This is a genomic window from Actinophytocola sp., from assembly GCF_036378875.1.
GTDB lineage: Bacteria > Actinomycetota > Actinomycetes > Mycobacteriales > Pseudonocardiaceae > Actinophytocola.
On the sequence record NZ_DASUVO010000094.1, the window covers coordinates 1 to 19,023 of the forward strand.

14 protein-coding genes and 1 pseudogene are annotated in these 19,023 nt (G+C 68.5%); 8 read left to right on the forward strand and 7 right to left on the reverse strand.

Annotated elements, in window-relative coordinates:
- The 3 genes from VF106_RS26985 to VF106_RS26995 form a co-directional block, all read left to right on the forward strand.
- On the forward strand, nucleotides 1-757 hold a 757-nt coding region (locus tag VF106_RS26985), incomplete at its 5' end, for an FG-GAP repeat domain-containing protein (RefSeq protein WP_330842651.1).
- A 26-nt stretch (nucleotides 758-783) separates the two neighbouring features.
- Nucleotides 784-1,209: a hypothetical protein gene (locus tag VF106_RS26990; protein WP_330842652.1), complete on the forward strand. Its 426-nt coding sequence runs from the start codon at nucleotides 784-786 to the stop codon at nucleotides 1,207-1,209.
- Between the two features lie 183 nt (nucleotides 1,210-1,392).
- Nucleotides 1,393-2,181 carry a tetratricopeptide repeat protein gene (locus tag VF106_RS26995; protein WP_330842653.1) on the forward strand — a complete coding sequence of 263 codons (789 nt, stop codon included), beginning with the start codon at nucleotides 1,393-1,395 and terminating at the stop codon, nucleotides 2,179-2,181.
- 20 nt (nucleotides 2,182-2,201) lie between these two features.
- On the opposite strand, the gene VF106_RS27000 is transcribed toward VF106_RS26995, so the two are convergent.
- Nucleotides 2,202-2,606 carry a hypothetical protein gene (locus tag VF106_RS27000; RefSeq protein ID WP_330842654.1) on the reverse strand — a complete coding sequence of 135 codons (405 nt, stop codon included), beginning with the start codon at nucleotides 2,604-2,606 and terminating at the stop codon, nucleotides 2,202-2,204.
- Nucleotides 2,607-2,908: 302 nt separating this feature from the next.
- Nucleotides 2,909-3,802: a DUF3060 domain-containing protein gene (locus VF106_RS27005; RefSeq protein ID WP_330842655.1), complete on the reverse strand. Its 894-nt coding sequence runs from the start codon at nucleotides 3,800-3,802 to the stop codon at nucleotides 2,909-2,911.
- Nucleotides 3,803-4,157: 355 nt separating this feature from the next.
- Between VF106_RS27005 and VF106_RS27010 the strand changes: the two genes are divergently transcribed.
- A complete protein-coding gene (locus VF106_RS27010; RefSeq protein ID WP_330842656.1) occupies nucleotides 4,158-6,935 on the forward strand; it encodes an AfsR/SARP family transcriptional regulator in 2,778 nt (925 codons plus the stop codon).
- 123 nt (nucleotides 6,936-7,058) lie between these two features.
- Nucleotides 7,059-9,389, forward strand: coding sequence for an RCC1 domain-containing protein (locus tag VF106_RS27015; protein ID WP_330842657.1), 2,331 nt, complete (start codon nucleotides 7,059-7,061; stop codon nucleotides 9,387-9,389).
- Between the two features lie 52 nt (nucleotides 9,390-9,441).
- Here VF106_RS27015 and VF106_RS27020 read toward each other — a convergent pair whose 3' ends face one another.
- Entirely contained in the window at nucleotides 9,442-10,347 is a 906-nt protein-coding gene (locus VF106_RS27020; protein WP_330842658.1) for a carotenoid biosynthesis protein, read from the reverse strand.
- A gap of 317 nt (nucleotides 10,348-10,664) precedes the next feature.
- Here VF106_RS27020 and VF106_RS27025 point away from each other — a divergent pair, with 317 nt between their 5' ends.
- Nucleotides 10,665-11,051: a nuclear transport factor 2 family protein gene (locus VF106_RS27025; RefSeq protein ID WP_330842659.1), complete on the forward strand. Its 387-nt coding sequence runs from the start codon at nucleotides 10,665-10,667 to the stop codon at nucleotides 11,049-11,051.
- 34 nt (nucleotides 11,052-11,085) lie between these two features.
- On the opposite strand, the gene VF106_RS27030 is transcribed toward VF106_RS27025, so the two are convergent.
- Together VF106_RS27030 and VF106_RS27035 are read right to left on the reverse strand one after the other, a co-directional pair.
- On the reverse strand, nucleotides 11,086-12,474 hold the full coding sequence (locus VF106_RS27030; RefSeq protein ID WP_330842660.1) for a sensor histidine kinase: 1,389 nt from the start codon (nucleotides 12,472-12,474) through the stop codon (nucleotides 11,086-11,088).
- Nucleotides 12,475-12,528: 54 nt separating this feature from the next.
- On the reverse strand, nucleotides 12,529-13,200 hold the full coding sequence (locus tag VF106_RS27035) for a response regulator transcription factor (protein WP_330842661.1): 672 nt from the start codon (nucleotides 13,198-13,200) through the stop codon (nucleotides 12,529-12,531).
- Between the two features lie 121 nt (nucleotides 13,201-13,321).
- On the opposite strand from VF106_RS27035, the gene VF106_RS27040 reads away from it, so the two are divergent.
- The gene (locus VF106_RS27040; protein ID WP_414639067.1) at nucleotides 13,322-14,572 is read left to right on the forward strand and encodes a bifunctional glycosyltransferase family 2/GtrA family protein; all 1,251 of its coding nucleotides are present in this window, start codon (nucleotides 13,322-13,324) and stop codon (nucleotides 14,570-14,572) included.
- Nucleotides 14,569-16,683 (forward strand): glycosyltransferase family 39 protein, encoded by a 2,115-nt coding sequence (locus VF106_RS27045; protein ID WP_330842662.1) that lies wholly within the window; start codon nucleotides 14,569-14,571, stop codon nucleotides 16,681-16,683. The genes VF106_RS27040 and VF106_RS27045 overlap by 4 nt, the downstream gene beginning before the upstream one ends.
- 84 nt (nucleotides 16,684-16,767) lie before the next feature.
- Here the strand turns inward: VF106_RS27045 and VF106_RS27050 are convergent, their stop codons facing one another.
- On the reverse strand, nucleotides 16,768-18,270 hold the full coding sequence (locus tag VF106_RS27050) for an ATP-binding cassette domain-containing protein (RefSeq protein ID WP_330842663.1): 1,503 nt from the start codon (nucleotides 18,268-18,270) through the stop codon (nucleotides 16,768-16,770).
- Nucleotides 18,267-18,830 (reverse strand): annotated as a pseudogene (locus VF106_RS51000) (ATP-binding cassette domain-containing protein); the annotation flags it as partial. The pseudogene VF106_RS51000 and the gene VF106_RS27050, both read right to left, overlap by 4 nt.
- Nucleotides 18,831-19,023: the final 193 nt, after the last annotated feature.

Genomic DNA, 19,023 nt, shown 5'->3' on the forward strand with positions numbered 1-19,023 from the left:
CGGTGACGGGGAAAGGGTTTCCGACTTCAGCGGGGACGGTTTCTCCGACGTGCTCGGCGTCAACGCGGCCGGGGACCTCATGTACTACCCCAACAACAATCTCGCCATCCCCTCCGCGAGCCAGATCGGGACGGGCTGGGACGGGTTCAGCCAGGTCATGTCCGCCGACTTCAGCGGTGACGGTGCCGCGGACATCCTCGGCGTGAACGCCGCCGGCAACCTCATGTACTACCCGAACAACGGTTTCGCGATCGCCGACTCGACCGCACGCCAACTGCACACCGGCTGGGGTGCCTACCCGCACGTCACGGCCGGGGACTTCAGCGGTGACGGTGCCGCGGACATCATCGCCGTCGAGCCCGACGGGGACCTCATGTACTACCCGAACAACGGGTTCGCGATCGCCGACTCGACAGCACGACGGATCGGGCAGGGCTGGGCCAACTACCGCCACGTCATGGCCGCCGACTTCAGCGGTGACGGCCACGCGGACATCCTCGGGGTCACCTCCGACGGCCGGTTCCTGTACTACCCCAACAACAATCTCGCCATCCCCTCCGCGAGCCAGATCGGGACGGGCTGGACGCCGTTCACCCACGTGTTCGCCTCCGACTTCAGCGGCGACCACCACGCCGACGTCCTCGCGGTCAACGCCGCCGGGGACCTCATGTACTACCCCAACAACGGACTGGCCATCGCGGACTCGACCGCACGGCGACTCGACCAGGACTGGGGAACCTTCCACCACGCGATGTGAATCCCCTTACCGGACAAGGAGGAACTGTGAAGATCTCGACCGCGCTACTCACCCTCGCAACCACCGCGGCGACTGTCATCGGCCTGGCCACCCCGGCCACGGCCGCGCCGATACCCCTGCCCGGCCACTGCGCCGGCGCCACCGTCCGCACCTACGTGCAGACCGGCAGCACCCAGCGGACCACCAACGCGTGGAGCAACATCGCCCTCGACCTCAACGCGAACACCGGCGTGTCCGACTGCAACGGCGTCTGGCCAGGCGGCCAACTGTTCGTGGCAGCGGCGAAATGCAACGGCGGCGGCCGGTTCTCCTCGTGGCGCCAGTACACCGGCCCCGGCCGCATCGACATCGCGACCGACGTGCTGCCGAACACCTGCTTCGTGCTGACCTGGTACGGCACGGGCGGCAACGACGGGAACTACTTCCAGGGCCGGGTGATCTGGCCCCAGTGACGCGGCTCTGACTCGGGCCCGGATGGCCGTGTGCCGTCCGGGCCTGCCATCGCCGTCTTGCGACACCCAATCGTTGTCCGTGGTGGTTGAGATGTCCTGGCCTTGTTATGGCGCGTCCAACATTGTCATGCGATTGTCCTGCTCACCACCGGTTGGAGAGGGGCGGTCGCCGTGGTGGGTCGATTGCTCAACAAGTTGTTCAGTTGGGCCACGCGGGACCTGGCCGGCGCGGAGGACATGGTCCGTATTTATCGCAGGCGGGCCAAGCGGTCCGCGGCGCGCGAGCTCGGGCTCACCATGGCCCTGAACCAGCTCGCGCTGCGGCAGGCGGAGGCGGGGATGCGGGAGGAGGCGCTGGACACCCTCGAGGAGGCGGTCGCCATCTGCCGGCGCCGGGCGGTGGGTGAGCCGTCCCGGTTCGAGCCCTACCTGGCCATGGCGCTGCACAACCAAGGCTCCTTCCTGATGGACGGTGGGCAGTTCGAAGAAGCGTTACCCGCCGCGGAAGAGGCCGTCGCGGTCTATCGCCGGCTGGCCGCACGCCGTCCTCGACCGTACGAGCAGGAAGTCGAGCTCTCCGTGGAGAACCGCGACATCGCGCTGTCCCAGCTGACCCGGCAGGTGGCCGACCAGGCCGAGTCAGGGCACGTCATCGGGCCGTACCCGTTGTGTGACGAGTGCAAGAAGGTGAACGGCGGGCTGGTGGCCGTGCGCCACCGCCAGGTGCATATCAGTGCGAACGGTCGGCAGTCCTGCGTCGACGAAGGGCTCGCCGACGTCGTGACGGCACTGTGGCAGGCGGACTGTGACACGACGAGCGCTTGCCAGGACGAGTACGGCAACGGCCGGGCCTATGTGTACGTCGTCTGTGACGATGTCGTCGCGGCCCAACGGTGTTTGACCGGCTTGGGGCTCACGGTCGAGAAGGAGGCGTGCGCGCTGTACTTCCACCTACCGGTCACAGGAAGATGAACGCATCCGCGGCGACCGGCTCAGTCCTGCCCCATGGCCCTGAGCGCGGCCGCGATGTGACTGAATCCCGGGATGCCCGCACCGGTGGCCTTTTCGTACCTGACCGCGTCCGCGAGTCCCAACTTCGCACCGGTGGGCAAGGTTCGGTTACCCGTCCACAGCATGGCCCGCAGTTGCTCGTTCCGCACCGACAGGATCTCCTCGCTGGACTCCAGCGGCGGACGGTTGTCCGCACACCAGGCGGCGACCGCGGCCCAGAATTCGGCCAACGTCTTCCAGCCCACCGCGCTGCGCGGACCGAGAAGCCGCTCGACATCCTCCGGGCCGAGGAAGAGTTCCAGCCGGTGTGAGACCAGGTTCTGGACCTGCTCGAGGAAGGTCATCACGAACTCGTAGGCTGCCTCGTCGGCAAGCATCTCCTCCACGGCCAACAGGGTGGATGGGACCGCGGTCGCCCCTGGTCGCATGACGACAAACGCCACATCGCGAGAAGCATCGGAATCGCTCGTCCGCCCGGCCGATCCACTGACGAAGCCGGCCGCGGTGAGCAGGCGAGCGGCTGGCGTATCCCGTCGACGCCGTCGAAACCCCATCCATGCCCCCTGCCCAGGCCCCGCTCCCGGGGCGCGATCCGTTCGGGGAAACATACTCTTCCGCGATGTCGGTGCGGGGAGCACGCGCAACCAGGCCGAACTCGACGTGGGCGAGTCCGGCCGGCAACCGCCACTCAGCCTCTGCTGATCGAGTTCCCCTGACCGTTGTCCTCGGTCTTCGGGTCGCCCTCGGACCAGGTGATCCTGTTGACCGAGCCGTTGACCACGATCTCGCCGGTGTCGGCGATCCTGACCTCGTTACTCGACCCGGCGACCGTGACCGACGCGCAGGTTCCGGTGAAGGTCAGTTCGTTGGCCGAGCCGTTGACCACGACATCCTGGCCGGCGCAGTCAACTGTCCTGGTCACGCCGGACTCGTCGATGGTCACCGTGCCGCCACCGCCGCCCTGCTCGGGTGTCTCGGACACCTCGGTGGTCTGGGAGCCCTCACCGACGGCGCGCAGGACGAGCACAACGGACTCCGAACCGATCTCCAGAGTGCCGGGGCCGCAGGTAAGCGTGGCCTGCCCGCCTGGCATGAGCGCCGGCCCCACCTCGTCCATGGACCACGCGGACACCCCGGCGACCTCCCGGTCGAGGGTGACCCGCCCGGAGGCCCGCTGCTGGCGGAAGGTGTAGGTCTCACCCGTACCGACGTAGTCGCCCTCAGCCGTGCCGTCGACCGTCGCGTCCACCGACAGGCCGCCGCCCTCCAGCGTCACTCTGGCGTTGTCGCCGGCCAGAGTCCAGGTGTTGTCCGCGGTCAGGGTCAGGGTGAACCCGCTCCCGCTCTTGGCGACGACCGGCACGCCACCCACTGTCGCACCGGACTTGCCGGTGATCGCGGTGACCGTCCACTCACCGACCGGGCACTGACCCTCGCTCACCGGCTGGCTCGACGAAGTCTGCTCGGTGGTCGTGCCAGCCGGCAGGTCAGCGGACGAGTTGGCTGCTTCGTTATCGCTGTCACAGGCGCTGACCAGCGATAACAGCCCGATTGTTGCGATAGTGGTGATTATGATTCGCATGGGACCTCCTGGGTTTCCGAAATAACGGTCGGAAAGCCTAGGAGATAACCGCGACACGGTCGCCACCGGGTAGTCGGATTCGACCATCCAATCAATTCGATCAGACGGTGACGAGCGATGATCTTTTGATTAACTCGCCGGAGAGGAGCTTCGGCGTCGGTGACACCGGCCGCCGTGTTCGCGTGCAACGCTTCGCGACGGGTACGACGTCCTTCTCTTACCAGGAATTCGGCAGACGTGGCGTCCGCTGGATGAGAGGATGACGGCCAGGATTTCGGTGTGAATTCGCAGCGCCATTACAAGGCGGCGCCAACACCGACCCAACAGGTGGTTCGGGGAGCTGGGAGAGTGAACGATGTCTGTCCAGTTCCGGCTGCTTGGTCCGGTCGAGATGGAACTCGATGGCAGACAGGTCGAGCTCGGGCCCGCCCGGCAGCGCTCCGTGCTGGCCGTGTTGCTGGTCGACGCCGACCGGGTCGTGCCGGTCGACGTCGTGGTCGACCGGGTGTGGGCCGACCGTTTGCCGCGCAACGCACGTGTCACGTTGTCCGGCTATGTGTCCCGGCTGCGGCGGTTGCTGGCCGCGGTGCCCGACGTCGACCTGGCTCGCCAGGCCGACGGTTATCGGCTCGCCGTGGATCCGATGGCGGTGGACCTGCACCGCTTCCGTGCTCTCGTCGCCCAGGCGGGGGCCGCCTCCGTCCGGGACGATGGTGCGGCGCTGCTCACCGAGGCCCTGGGGTTGTGGCGGGGGCAGGCCTTCGCGACGCTGGACATCCCCTGGTTCAACGACGTCCGGGAAAAGCTGGAGGCAGAACGGTTCCTCGTCGAACTCGACCGCAACGACTTCGCCCTCGACCATGGCCAGCACGCGACTCTGCTCGGCGAGCTGTCGGCCAGTGCGACGGCTCATCCGTGGGATGAGCGCCTGGCCGGGCAACTCATGCTGGCGCTCTACCGGTGCGGCCGCCAGGCCGATGCCCTGGACCGTTACGAGCGGCTGCGGTCGCGGCTGGCCAGAGAGTTCGGTGCCGACCCGAGCCCAGCACTCCAGCGACTGCATCAGCGGATGCTCTCCGCTGACCACGCGCTCGCCGTTTCGCCAGCCACCGGGACCCCGGTGCCGCGTCAACTACCGGCGCCGCCGGCGTCGTTCACCGGCCGAACTCGCGAACTCGCCGACCTGGACGCGCTCATGGGCAGCGCCGCGTCCACAGTGGTCATTTCAGCGATCTCCGGCACCGCGGGAGTGGGAAAGACGGCCCTGGCGCTGCACTGGGCACATCAGACAGCCGACAAGTTCCCCGATGGGCAGCTCTATGTCAACCTGCGTGGGTTCGATCCAGTAGGCACACAACAGCGCCCGGGTGACGCCGTACGCGGATTCCTGGACGCACTCGGCGTGTCGCCGCACCGGATCCCGGACGGTGTGGATACGCAGGCCGCCCTCTATCGAAGCCTGCTCGCCGGCAGGCAGGTCCTGATCGTGCTGGACAACGCCCGTGGTGTCGACCAGGTTCTGCCGCTGCTGCCCGGGGCGCCCGGCTGCGTTGTCGTGGTAACCAGCCGCAACCAGCTCACGGCCCTCATCTCGGGCCAGGGCGCCCACCCTCTCACCCTTGATCTGCTCAGCACCGAGGAGGCACGAGAACTGCTCGGCCACCGCATCGGCTTCGACCGCGTCGCCGCCGAGCCGGACGCGGTCGACGAGATCATCGCCCAGTGCGCCCGACTGCCGCTCGCTCTGACCATCGCCGCCGCCAGGGCCGCCGCCCACCCGCGTTTCCCGCTGCACACGCTGGCCGCTGAGCTCCGGGACAACCAGGGACGTCTCGGCGTGCTGGTCGACACCGATCCGCGCACCGACGTGCACGCGGTGTTCTCCTGCTCCTACGACATCTTGAGCCCGGACGCCGCGAGGCTCTTCCGGCTGCTCGGGCTCCATCCCGGCCCGGACATCGCCGCGCCGGCCGCGGCCAGCCTCGCCGGTCTTCCCCTTGTGCGGATTCGTCCGCTGCTGGCCCAACTCGCCGCTGCGCACCTGCTCACCGAGCAAGTGTCCGGCCGGTACAACTTCCACGACCTGCTCCGCGCCTACGCCTTGGCCCAGGCCCACCATCAAGACACCGCCGCCGAACGTCGTGCGGCGACGCACCGGATGCTCGACCACTACCTGCACACCGCCCACACCGCGACCCGCCTGCTCGATCCGTACCAGGGCGACTCGTTCCGACTGTCTCCCGCCAAGGCCGGGGTCGTCCGGGAGGACTTCGCCGACCAGGAGGGAGCGACAGCGTGGTTCACCGACCAGTACCCGGCGCTGCTGGCCGCGATCGAGTACGCGGCACACCACGACTTCGAGGCCCACAGTTGGGCGTTGGCCTGGGCACTGGGTGAGTACAGCTACCGACGCGGGCACTGGCTCGCGTTGGCCGCCGCGTTCCACACCGCGCTGGGCGCGGCGGAGCGGCGGGCCGACCGGCAAGGTCAGGCACACGCCCACCGCGGTCTCGGTATCACCCACCAGATGCAAGGCCAGTACGACCAGGCCGACACCCATCTCCAGCGCGCCTTCGAGCTGTTCGGCCAACTCGGCGACCGCACGACGCAGGCCGCCGTGCTCTGCAACCTGGCCATGGTGACCGAGCAGCTGGTAGGCCCGCGCGAAGCGCTCGCCCACGCACAGCACGCACTCGACCTGCAGCAAGGGACGGGCGATCAGATCGGACAAGCCAGAGCGCTCAACTCCGTGGGCTGGTACCACGTCGCGCTCGGCGACCATCACCGCGCGGTCGCCTGCCTCGAACAAGCCCTCACCCTCCTTCGGGAGACCAGCGACCGACTCGGGCAGGCGGCCGTCTGGGACAGCCTCGGCTACGCCCACCACCACCTCGGCCAGCACGCCCAGGCCATCGAGTGCTATCACCACGCCGTCCGCCTGAACCGTCAACTCGGCGAGCGTTACTTCGAGGCGAGCACCCTCGACCGCCTCGGGGACACCCACCACGCCATGGGAAACCTCGAACCGGCCCACGACGCATGGCGCCAAGCCGTGGCCGTCCTCGACGACCTCAGCCACCCGGACGCCGCCGCGGTCCGCGCCAAACATTCTCGTCCCGGCCAGCTGCCCTGAAACAGCGGCAGGCGGCCGTCCACAACAGAGTGTTCGCATGTGGACGGAAAACCCTGGTTGGGCGACCGGCTGTTCGCTATCCTCGACGCGGGTCGGGGGATCCAGCTCATCTGGGGGGCTCCTGTGCGTCGTGTACTTCCTGTTGCTCTGAGTGCGTTACTGGCCGGCGGGCTGCTGCTCGCCGGCCAGCCCGTGTCGGCGGCACCTCCGCCGACCGCCAAAGCCGGCGAGACCGGTTCGACCTTCACCTCGCTGTCCCCGGTCCGGGTACTGGACACGAGGAACACCGGCGGCCCGGTCGGCGCGGGCAGGACCGTCACCGTCGACCTCGCCGCCCGTGTGCCGGCCAGCACGACCTCCGTGGTCCTCAATGTCACCGGGGTGACCCCGACGGCGAACACCGTCGTGACGGTGTTCCCCAGCGGCGGCACCCGGCCTCTCGCGTCGAGCCTGAACCTGACGCCTGGGGACATCCGACCCAACCAGGTCACCGTCACGCTCAGCGCCGACCGGAAGGTCGACCTCTACAACAACAGCGGGAGCGTCGACCTCGTTGTCGACCTCGCCGGCTACTACAGCACCGGTACCGGAGCCAGGTTCACGGCGCTGTCGGCCAACCGTGTACTGGACACCCGGCAGGACAACACACCGGTGGGCCCCGGCAGCACCCGTGCGGTCGACCTGTCCGCCTGGATCCCCGCGTCGGCCACGGCGGTCACGTTCAACCTGACCGCCACCAACCCGACCGCCAGCACGTTCGTCACCGCGTGGCCCGCCGGGACGCCCCTGCCCACCGCGTCGAACCTGAACGTGCCTGCCGGCGACACCCGCCCCAACCTCGTCACCGTCGCCGTCGGCGCGAACCGCACGGTGAACCTGTACAACAACTGGGGCACCACCGACCTGATCGTCGATCTGACCGGCTTCTACACCCCCGACTACGGTGCCGTGTTCCTGCCGATGAGCCCGACACGGGTGCTCGACACCAGGGACGGCACCGGCGGCACGACCGGGGCGGTGGGCGCCCAGCAGGTCATCACCCTGGGCTTCGCGACCAGGGCCCCGATCACGTCCACGGCCGTGGTGCTCAACATCACCGGCGTCGACGCGACGGCCGCGACGTACGTGTCCGCCTACGGGATGGGGCAGTACACGAACGCCTCGAACCTCAACCTGTCCGCCGGGCAGATCGTGCCGAACGCCGCCGTGGTCGGGTTCGGCAGCACACGTGACATCCTGCTGTACAACCACAGCGGGAGCGTTCACCTCGTCGCCGACATGGCCGGCGCGTTCGCGGTGCTCGACGCCCCGGCCTGCACGACCGACTGTCTCCACGGGTGGGGCAGGAACGGCGCCGAGCGCGCGCTGGGCACCTCGGAAGCGGTGCCGTGGACATCCGTGCCGACGCGGGCAACGCTGACCGGGGTGCGCGCGATCACCGGCAGCATGTGGGGCACCCAGTACGCGTTGCGTGCCGACGGCACGGTGGTGGCGTGGGGAAAGAACGACACGGGGCAGCTCGGCAACGGGTGGGTGGCCGGCAACGGCGGTGGGTCAGCGTTGCCGGTTCGCGTGCTCGGGCTGACCGGGGTCACCGCCATCGCCAGTGGTCAGCTCACCGGCTACGCGCTGCGCGAGGACGGCACGGTGTGGGCCTGGGGCTGGAACGGCGCGGGCCAGCTCGGCAACGGCGGTTCCGACAACTCTTCCATAGCGGCACCGATCCCCGGTCTCACCGACATCGTCGCGATCGGCAGTTCCTGGGGCACCGGCTACGCGGTGCGCGAAGACGGCACCGTCTGGGCGTGGGGTGTCAACGGCTACGGCGAGCTCGGCAACGGTTCGATCGGGGGCCCCTCGTTGGTGCCCGTCCAGGTGTCCGGGCTGACCGGGGTCACCTCGGTGTCGGGCGACAGCGGCGGCGACGGTGTCTACGCGCTGCGCGGCGACGGCACGGTCTGGGCCTGGGGCGCCAACTACTACGGCCAGCTCGGCAACGGTCAGCCGTGCGACCCGTTCGGCGGTGAGCCCTGCTCCTCCCGGGTCCCGGTGCAGGTGTCCGGGCTGACCGGGGTGACGGGGATCGACGCTGGCCGCTACAACGGTTACGCGCTGCGCGGCGACGGCACCGTGTGGGCCTGGGGCTCCAGCTATCGAGGTGTTCTCGGCAACGGGGTCGAGTGCGAGGACTCCTCGCTCGCGTGCGTGTCCACGGTCCCGGTCCAGGTGTCGAACCTCTCGGACGCGACGCAGATCGCCAGCTTCAGCTACGGCGCCTTCGCGCTCCGCGCCAACGGCACCGTCGCGGGCTGGGGTCAGGACATCTACGAAACGCTCGCCAACAACCAGACGTACACGCACTCGGCGGTGCCGGTGCCGGTGCAAGGGCTGTCCGGAGCGACCGCCATCGCCGCCGACTACTACACCGGATGGGCGTTGGCGTCGAACCCGTGAGCACGGGGTGTCCGGCGGACCACGTGATCCGCCGGACACACCAGCCAGTCCTCTACTGCTGCTGGGTGGCTGTGTCGCCTCGTGCGATCTTGGTCAGAGCGAGGAAGGCGACCGTGACAACGGTGAAGATGTTGATCGTCATCATGGTCTCGTTGATCGCGCCGATGCTCCACTGGGCGCCGGCCATGTCGACGACGGTGCCCGGTTCGGCGGCGTAGAAGTACGGGATCGAGGTCAGGCCCAGTGCGGCGTAGATGAGCACCGGCTGGGTGAGTGACCCCGGCACGACGACACTGCCCGGCTGGGGGCCACGGGTCTGCGCTGCTGCCAGGATGATGGCGAAGATCTGGAAGAAGATGTAGGTGACCAGCCACCAGCCGAGGTAGTTGGTGTACGGGACGCCGAACACGCCGCCGCCGTCGTGCCAGATCCACGTCTTGATCACTGTGGACGCATGGGAGTCGCTCGCCACGTCGAACATGGTCATGACGGCGGCGGACAGGGCGGGCAGGGCGACGACGTTGACCTTGCCGGTGCGTTCGCGCCAGTTGAGGTGTTCGTCGGCGCGGTCGAGGACGGTGGAGGCGGTCAGCCAGCTGATGTAGCCCAGGCCGAAGTAGATCGGGCCGATGAAGATCGGCACGTGGAACAGTTTCGGGTCGTCGGTGTAGTGGTAGTCGCCGAACGGAAAACCGGTGACGATGCTGAGGTTCTCGAAGGCGTTGCTCACCACGAACGCCACGGTGAAGAAGGCCAGGAATCGACCCCAACCGTAGCGGCGGATGCCGTGGATGGCCGCGAAGGGGATCGTGAGCAGCAGTGCGGTGAACGTGGCTGTCGTGCCGGTCAGCGGCAGCAGTATCGCCGTGGTCACGGCGAGCCCGACGAAGATCCACTGGACGGTGTCCAGCACACGCCCGGTAGGGCGTCGGGTCGGCGCCGGGGCGGTGGTTGTCATGGCTTACACCTCGATGTCACGACGACTCCCATGACGTATCCCCTTCATCCGTGGACGGCGGACGGCACCACAACGAGGACAGGGCAGCGCGCGGATCCGTGACGCGGACGCGGTTGTTGACCCGCACACCTGTCGCTGTGATCCATGTCGCTAAATGACCAAATGACGAATCTGGTCAGTGTCTCTATTGTGGGTGTATGGACCTGGTGGTCGGGCTCGGCATACGGCGTACCTGTACTGGGGCACCAAGGAAGACCTGGTGTTCGCCCTGATCACCACAGACCGCAAGACGAAGTGAGTAACCATGGAGGCATGTGATGACACAGACGACCGAGACGACGATCGACCGCTACATCACGATCTTCGACCGTTCCGCCCATGATCCCGACGCCCTCGAGGAACTGCGGACGATCTTCGCGCCGGACGCCACCGTGCAGCTCGACGACGGCATGGAGCCGATCACCGGCTTCACGGTGATCATGGAGATCTACCAGGGCATCGCCAGGAACATGGCCGACAGCAAGCACTTCTGGACGACCACGGAACTTCCCGACGGCACGCTCGAATGCCACTGGGTCCAGGCGGCGCGGGCGGCCGACGGCCGCTTGGTGACCCAGAGCGGGATCGAGCACGCGACCCTCGACGCCGACGGGTTGATCACGAACCTGCACAACAAGATGGTGCCCGCGGGTAGCTGGGTCTGACGGGGAGGGCGCTCGACGACCGGCACCAGACCGCTCAGGCCTGTTGGGGAGGGAACGTGCCAGGAGCGGGCGGCGGTAGGTCGATCCGGACGGTCGCGCCGTGGCCGGTGGGTGGGTTCACGAAGCGCACGGTGCCGCCATGGGCGGCGACGGTGTCGGCGACGATGGCCAGTCCCAGTCCCGAGCCGGGGAGGGCGCGGGCCTCGGGGGCGCGCCAGAATCGTGCGAAGACGTGCTGCCGGTATGCCTCGGGCAGGCCGGGACCTTCGTCGGTGACGGTGAGCCAGCCCGGTTGGGAGCGCACGGTGATCGTGGTGCCTGCCGGGGAGAACTTGACCGCGTTGTCGAGCAGGTTGAGCACGGTGCGTTCGAGTGCGCCGGCATCGCCGGTCACCGACCAGGAATCGTGTCGGACATCGAAGGTGTGATCGCTGGCTCGGGTGGCGGCTCGGCGTGCCGCGCGGTCGATCACGACACCGAGGTCGACGGGTTCGCGCCGGAGTTCCCGTTCGTCGCGGGCCAGCACGACGAGTTCGTTGACGAGGTCGGTGAACTCGCGTGCCTGGGTCTGGAGTTGGTCGAGGACTTTCGTGTACTGGCCGGCGGGCAGGGAGCGACTGGTCTGGTCGCTGCGGACCAGCAGGTCGATGTTGGTGCACAGGCTGGTCAGCGGGGTACGCAGTTCGTGGGCGGCGTCGTTGACGAGGTCACGTTGTCGGCGTCGTGACTCCGACAACGCGGCGGTCATGGCGGTGAAGGCCCGGCCCAGCCTGCCGACCTCGTCCCGGCCGAAGACGGTGACGGGGATGCGCAGGTCCTCGGTTCTGGCGATCTCCTCGGCGGTCTCTGTCAGTCGTGCCATGGGCGCGAGCGATCTGCGGGTGAGGAACTGGCCGGCCGCGGCGACCAACACGGCGCCGAGGACGGACACGATGATCAGGACCGTGCCGAGGCCGTCGAGGATGTCCTGGATCTCGGTGAGATCGCGGTTGACGACCAGCACGTCGCCGTCGCTGAGAGGCTGGAGAAGCACGCGCACCTGTGTGCCTGACCGGGTTTGGCCGTCGCGCAGGGTCGTGGTGCGCACCAGGCGGTCCGATGACTCGATTGCGACCGGGTCGACGCCGTCCGGTACGCAGGTCGTGCCGTCGGCTCTGAGCAACTGGACGCCTTCGAGGAAACGTTGCAGGTTCGCGTCGGCGGAGCTGTTCGTGCACAGCAAGGTGAGATCGGGTACTGGTAGATCTGGGGGAAGCCGCGCGTCGGCTGGAGGCACCCTGCTGAGCAGCGTCTCGTCGAGTTGTGCGCGCAGGTTGTGCCTGGTGACGAGCCACGTGATGGTGCTGATCGCGGCGATCGCCACCGCGAGGATGCACACGGTGCTCAGGGTGACCCGGGTGCGAAGCAGCATCCGCTCAGTCATGATGATCGCTCCGCAAGCTCCGCTCAGTCATGATGATCGCTCCGCAAGCTCCGCTCAGTCATTGCGGAGCACGAACCCGATACCACGCACGGTGTGCAGCAGTCGGGGCTGTCCGTCCACTTCGGTCTTTCGGCGCAGGTATCCGATGTAGACATCGAGGCTCTTGGTGTCCGGGTCGTGCCCCCACACGGCGTGCCGCAGGTGGTTTCTGGTCAGCACCTTGCCTGGGGCGGTGAGGAATGCCGTGAGCAGCTCGAACTCGGTCGGGGTCAGGTCGATCGGGAAACCCGCCCTGCTGACCTCGCGCGTGGTCGGGTCCAGCCACAGGTCCGCGAACCGCAGGACCCGAGGCACCTGCTCGACGCGGTTCTGCTTGAGCAACGCGCGAACGCGGGCGAGTAGCTCCTCCAGTGCGAACGGCTTGACGAGGTAGTCGTCGGCACCGGCGTCCAGGCCGGTCACGCGATCGCCGAGGCCGTCACGCGCGGTGAGCATCAGCACGGGCATCCGGTCGCCTGCCGCGCGCAGCCGCCGGCAGGTCTCCAACCCGTCGACATTCGGCATCATCAGGTCCAGGATCGCCAGGTCTGGCCGGTGCGGCGCCACCACCAGTCGTAACGCCTCGGCTCCGTCGGCGGCGGTGTCGACCTCGTAGCCCTCGAACTCCAGGCTGCGTGCCAAGCTCTCCCGCACCCCCGAATCGTCGTCCACCACGAGCACCCGCATTGCTTCGCTCCCGTCAGTAACCGCTGGTCGCGAGGCTACCCACGTTCACCGCCGGTCGTTCTTACAGATCTCTCAGGGAAAGCCAAGGCCGCTCTTATAGCCGGCGCAGCACGCTGGGCGCATGACCGGTCACGACGTGCTGCGATCCGCCGCCGAGCATCATGAGATCGAAGCGGCCATGATCACGGTGGACATCATGATCCCCGTCTACAACGAGGAACGCGCCTTACCCGGCTGCGTCCAGGTGCTGCACGAGTTCCTCGGTGCGCAGTTCCCGTTCGACTGGACGATCGTCATCGTCGACAACGCCAGCACCGACGACACCGCCACTGTCGCGAATGGACTTGCCGAGCAGTTCGACCGGGTGCGGGTCCGGCGGCTGGAGCGCAAGGGCCGTGGGCTGGCGCTGCGGGAAACCTGGCGGGCCAGTACGGCCACCGTCGTGGTGTACATGGATGTCGACCTGTCCACCGGACTCGACGCGCTTCTCCCTCTGGTGGCGCCGCTGGTCAACGGGCACTCCGACATCGCCATCGGTTCTCGCCTGGCACCGGGTGCCCGCACCGTCCGGGGACCCAAGCGCGAGTTCGTCTCCCGCTGTTACAACGGGCTCATCCGACTCACCCACGGGGCCGGGTTCTCCGACGCCCAGTGCGGTTTCAAGGCCGCACGAACCGACACGATCCGCCCCCTGCTCGACCACGTCGCTGACGACGCCTGGTTCTTCGACACGGAACTGTTGCTGCTGGCCGAGTTCAACGGCCTTCGTGTGCACGAGGTACCCGTGGACTGGGTGGAGGACGTCGACAGCCGGGTCGACGTGGTCGGCACCGCCCGGGACGACATCCGCGGCCTGATCCGGGTGGCACGCGCCAAGTCCACAGGCGCCGCGCGCGTCGCCGGCCTGCCGAGACGGCCGGGGCCACGCGCCGCGCACCCCGACGTCGTACTGGGCCGCGCCGAAGGCGGGCTGTCCTGGCAACTGCTGTCGTTCGCGATCGTCGGCGTGATCTCCACACTGGCGAACCTGGCTCTCTACAGCGTGTTCCGGCTGTGGTGGCCAGTATTGCTTGCCAACCTCGTCGCCCTGGTCATCACCACGTTGTTCAACACCGAGGCCAACCGGCGGTTCACCTTCGCGGCACGCGACAAGACCCGGGGCAAGACGCATCTGCAGGGCTTCGTCGTGTTCGGGCTGTACTACGCGTTCACCTCCGCCGCACTGCTCGTGCTGCACCGGGTCGACCCCGACCCGACCCGCCTGCTGGAACTGGCGGTGTTGCTGATCTCCTCGGTGCTGGGCACCGCTGGACGTTTCGTACTGCTGCGGGGCTGGGTCTTCCGCACCGACAACCGGAAGGACGAGGAATGACAGTCGTCGCCACCACCGACGCGGACGCGGCTCCGGCACCCACGCGGACGGACCGTCCACAATGGGCGCGGTGGGCCCTCGCGGCGATCTGCGTTGTGGCAGCTGGCTTGTACGCGTGGCAGATCGGCTCGGGGCAACTGGGCAACACGTACTACTCCGCCGCCGCCAAGTCCATGACCGGAAGCTTCACGAACTTCCTGTTCGGGTCGTTCGACCCGTACGGCGTGGTCACCGTGGACAAACCACCGATGTCGTTGTGGCCACAGGCACTGTCGGTGACGATCTTCGGGTTCCACGGCTGGTCCGTGTTGCTGCCCCAGGTGATCGAGGGCGTCGCCGCGGTCTTCCTGCTGCACCGCACGGTCCGGCTGTGGGCGGGGGAGAACGCGGCGCTGCTCGCCGCGCTGATCCTCACGCTCACGCCCATCACCGTGGCCATCAACCGGACCAACAACACCGACACGCTGCTGATGCTCCTGCTGGTCGCCGCCGCGTACGCGTTCACCCGGTCGGTCAAGGCAGCCGAGAGCCGAGTGCGCACCCGGTGGCTGCTGCTGTGCGCGTTCCTCATCGGATGCGGGTTCCTCACCAAGATGATGCAGGCCTGGATCGTCGTGCCCGGCATCGCGGTGGCCTACTTCGTCGGCACGTCCGCTCCGGTCAAGCGCCGCGTCCTGGACCTGCTCGGCGCGGGCGGAGTCCTGTTCGTGTCCTCGTTCTGGTGGGTCGCGCTGCACGCGTGGTGGCCGGGTGACAAGCCCTACATCGGTGGCAGCACCGACGGCAGCGCGTGGGACCTGATCTTCGGCTACAACGGTTTCGGCCGGGTCTTCGGCGGCGACGGCAACCCCGCGATGGGCGGCGGCGGGCTGCCAGGAGGCATGCAGATGCCCGCGGGGATGAGCGGGATGGGTGGCGGCGCGTTCACCGGCGGCTCACCCGGCATCAGCAGGATGTTCGACACCTCTGTGGGCGGGCAGATCTCCTGGCTCATGCCCCTGGCGTTGCTCGTCCTGGCCGTGGTCGCCGTCGCGGGGACTGGACGGATGCGAGCCACACTGCCCGGAAACCCCGCCGAACGGGCGGGCTGGTTCCTGTGGGGCGGCTGGCTTCTGGTGACCACTCTCGTGTTCAGCTACGCCGAGGGCATCTGGCACCCCTACTACACCACCATGCTCGCCCCCGCGATCGCCGCGATCGCCGCAGCCGGCCTCGTCCGGTTCTGGCACTCCTACCGCGAGTCCACCATCGGATGGTGGTTGCTGCCGCTGGCGGTCGCCCTGACCGCGGCATGGGCGTTCGTCCTGGCCGCCCGCGACACGTCCTGGCACGGGTGGACCCGCTGGGCCGTGCTCACGGTGGCCGTCGTGGCAGTGGGCGGGCTGGTGGCGGGCCGTCTCACCTCGGGTCAGCTGGGTCGGCCGGCACTGGTCGTCGGGTTGGTCGCGGTACTGCTCGTGCCGGCGGTGTGGTCGACCGCCGCGGCCACGACGGACCAGAGCGGAACTATTCCCGCCGCTGGTCCCGCTGGTGGCATGCCGACCGGGAGTCTGCCCGGCGGCATGACCCTGCCCGGCATGCCGCCGGGGACGAACCCGTTCCCCGGCATGCCCGGTAATGCCCAGCCATCTCCTGGCGCCGGGCAGACACAGCCACCCGGCGGCATGATGAGCATGTTCGGCGGCACCGGACTCACCGCCGACCAGCGGAACATCCTGCGCTACGCCGAGCAGAACAGGGACGGCGCCGCGATCACCCTCGCCGTCAACGCCCCCGCGATGATGGCCGCGAGTTACATCATGGGCTCCGACACCACCGTGATCGGCATGGGCGGCTTCGGCGGCACGGACAACGCGCCCTCGGTCAACCAACTCGAGAACTGGACGGCCAACGGCACGCTGAGGTTCGTCCTCAGCAGCTCGGGCATGGGTTTCGTGGGTCGACTCACGGGCCAGGGCGGCGGTGACCACACGCGACAACGGCACGAGTGGGTCGAACAGCACTGCGAGAAAGTGGACCCCACGGCCTACGGCGGTTCTTCGGCCCCAACGGAACAAGGTGCCGGGTTCATGGGCATGGGCGCGCAGACGCTGTACGACTGCCGATCCTGACGGTCGCCGTCCGGTCACCTGCGGGCGAGGCTCACGGGGCTTCCGTGAGCCTCGCCCGCTTTCGTGGTGGTCGGATGACGTCGTTCAGTCGAGGGGCAGTGTCGACATGTGGCGTGAGCGGGGTGATGTGGGTGGTTCGTGTGTGGCGATGATGACGGTGGTGTCGGGCAGCTTCGTGAGGATGTCGAGTATGTGTTGGGCGGTCGGCTCGTCCAGGCCGGTGGTTGGTTCGTCGACGATCAGGACGTGGGGTCGGGTGGCCATGGCGCGGCCCAGGTAGACCCGGCGGAGTTCGCCGCCGGAGGGTTTTCTGTTGCCGGGGCCTACGGGGGTGTCGGCGGTCAGGCCGCTTCGGTCGAGCCAGAGTTCGGCCAGGTGTCGGTTGATGTCCGCGTCGGTGACGGTTGGGTCGGCGAGGCGCCAGTTCGAGCCGAGTGTGCCGGTGAACAGGTGCTCGTCGGCGGTGACCGCGGTGACGGTGGGCCGGTCACCGGTGGGGTCGAGCTGTCGGAGTGCGGCGGCGAGGGTGCGGAGCAGCGTCGTCTTGCCGCTGCCGGAGCGGCCGGTGATGACGAGGGTGCCGCCGCGCGGGATGTGGGCGCGGACGACTCGTGCTCGCCGCAGGACGGTCGGTGGGAGGGCGTATTCGTCGAAGCCGATGTCCTTTTCGGTGGCCCAGGCGTGTATCGCGGGAACGGTCTCGCGACTGTGGGGCGTGACGAGGCGGTGGTGTGCTTCCGCGGCCGCGGTTCGGGCTTGCGCGGCAGCGCTGAGCTGTTCTGTTTGCGCGACCACGCCGACCGCCGTCAGCGCGACGAACACGAACGTCGCCGGGTCGGTGCCGAGGCAGCACACGATGGTGGCGGCCACGGTGGCGACGCCGGTCAATCCGCTGAACAGGTCGGTGCTCCGCCGGTGCCGGTCGACCGTGTCGCGTGCGATGTCGAGCTGGCCGAAACTCGCGATGGTGCGTGCGGCGAGTTGCGGGGTGGCGCCGAGTGAGGCCATTTCCGGCCACGCGTCGGTGGCGGTGACCGACTCCGCGCGGAGCGTCGCACGCGTGCGTTGCTCGTCTGTGCGCGCCGTGCGGTGGGCGACCCATGCGGTGACCACGGCACCGGCCGCGAGCACGATCGCGGTGACAGGGGACGAGGCGAGTCCTACCGCGAGCGCACCGGTCGTAGCGGTGGCGGCAGCTACCACGGTCGGCGTGGTCGCGTTGATCAGCGCCATGCCGGTGGTGTCGGCGTCGGTCATGCCGCGGTCGAGGAACTCGCCGGACCAGGTGCCGTCCGACCGGCCCTCCGCGGCGCGGTGGAAGAGGTCGGTGCGGGCGACGAAAGCGCGCCGGAGAGCGGCCGCGTGCAGCACCAGGTTCTTGCTGTAGTTCCCGCCGACGCGGGCCAGGGCGAAGGCTCGCACTCCGCCGCTGGGCGCGAGATAGGAGAACGAGCTGAAGGTCGCCGCGCCGGCGACGGCGCACGCGCTGATGAACCAGCCCGACAGACCGAGCAGGCCGGTGGAGCACAGTTCGGCGCAGGCGGCGAGTAGGAGACCGCAGCAGGCCAGCGCACGGTCCCTGGTCATCGTGCGCTCACCAGGGTCGGAAGGTGGAGGCGGCCTTCGTCGATGACCAGCACCGTGTCGGCTTCACCTGCCAGTGCCAGGGAGTGGGTGGCGATGACGACCGTGCAGCCGTGGGTGGCGCGCCGCAGGGCCTCGACGACCGAGCGTTCACTGGTGGCGTCGAGGTGGGCGGTCGGCTCGTCGAGCAACCACAGACGGGCACCGCGCAGTAGAGCGCGGGCGATCGCGATTCGGCGGGCTTCTCCGGTCGACACGCCCCAGCCGTTCTCGCCGAGCTGGGTGTCGAGCCCGTCAGGGAGTCGCTCCAGCACGGGGCGCAGACCGGCGGCGTTGATGGCGTCCCGAACCTGTTGTTCGGTGGCGTCGGGGCGGCCGAGACGGAGGTTGTCGCGGATCGTCGCGTCGAGGAGCACCGTCCGCTGCCCGATCCACGCGGATGCGCCGAGCACCGGACGCTGCCGGTCCGAACTGGTCTTCCACCGAATCTGTCCCGCTGAGGGCTCGCGCAGGCCGGCGATCAGTGACAGCAGCGTGCTCTTGCCAGCACCGGACGGGCCGGTGATCACGGTCCAGGTACCCGGCGCGATGGCGAGGTCCGCGCTGATGGTGTCGTGGTCGGCGCCCGGGTAACGGAAACGGACCGCGTCCAGGGACACCCCGACCGGTTCACGTAGTCGAGAACGGGCCATGCTGGACGCGCCAGCGGGCGCGTCCAGGACCATGTCGCCGATCGCGCCTGCCGCGAGCATGGCA

What these genes read in the sequence shown, in the direction of transcription:
- VF106_RS27020 (WP_330842658.1), bottom strand. Translation starts at nt 10,347, where the DNA reads ATGACAACCACCGCCCCGGCGCCGACCCGACGCCCTACCGGGCGTGTG.
- VF106_RS27045 (WP_330842662.1), top strand. Translation starts at nt 14,569, where the DNA reads ATGACAGTCGTCGCCACCACCGACGCGGACGCGGCTCCGGCACCCACG.
- VF106_RS27010 (WP_330842656.1), top strand. Translation starts at nt 4,158, where the DNA reads ATGTCTGTCCAGTTCCGGCTGCTTGGTCCGGTCGAGATGGAACTCGAT.
- VF106_RS27040 (WP_414639067.1), top strand. Translation starts at nt 13,322, where the DNA reads ATGACCGGTCACGACGTGCTGCGATCCGCCGCCGAGCATCATGAGATC.
- VF106_RS27030 (WP_330842660.1), bottom strand. Translation starts at nt 12,474, where the DNA reads ATGACTGAGCGGATGCTGCTTCGCACCCGGGTCACCCTGAGCACCGTG.
- VF106_RS27005 (WP_330842655.1), bottom strand. Translation starts at nt 3,802, where the DNA reads ATGCGAATCATAATCACCACTATCGCAACAATCGGGCTGTTATCGCTG.
- VF106_RS27035 (WP_330842661.1), bottom strand. Translation starts at nt 13,200, where the DNA reads ATGCGGGTGCTCGTGGTGGACGACGATTCGGGGGTGCGGGAGAGCTTG.
- VF106_RS27025 (WP_330842659.1), top strand. Translation starts at nt 10,665, where the DNA reads ATGACACAGACGACCGAGACGACGATCGACCGCTACATCACGATCTTC.
- VF106_RS27050 (WP_330842663.1), bottom strand. Translation starts at nt 18,270, where the DNA reads ATGACCAGGGACCGTGCGCTGGCCTGCTGCGGTCTCCTACTCGCCGCC.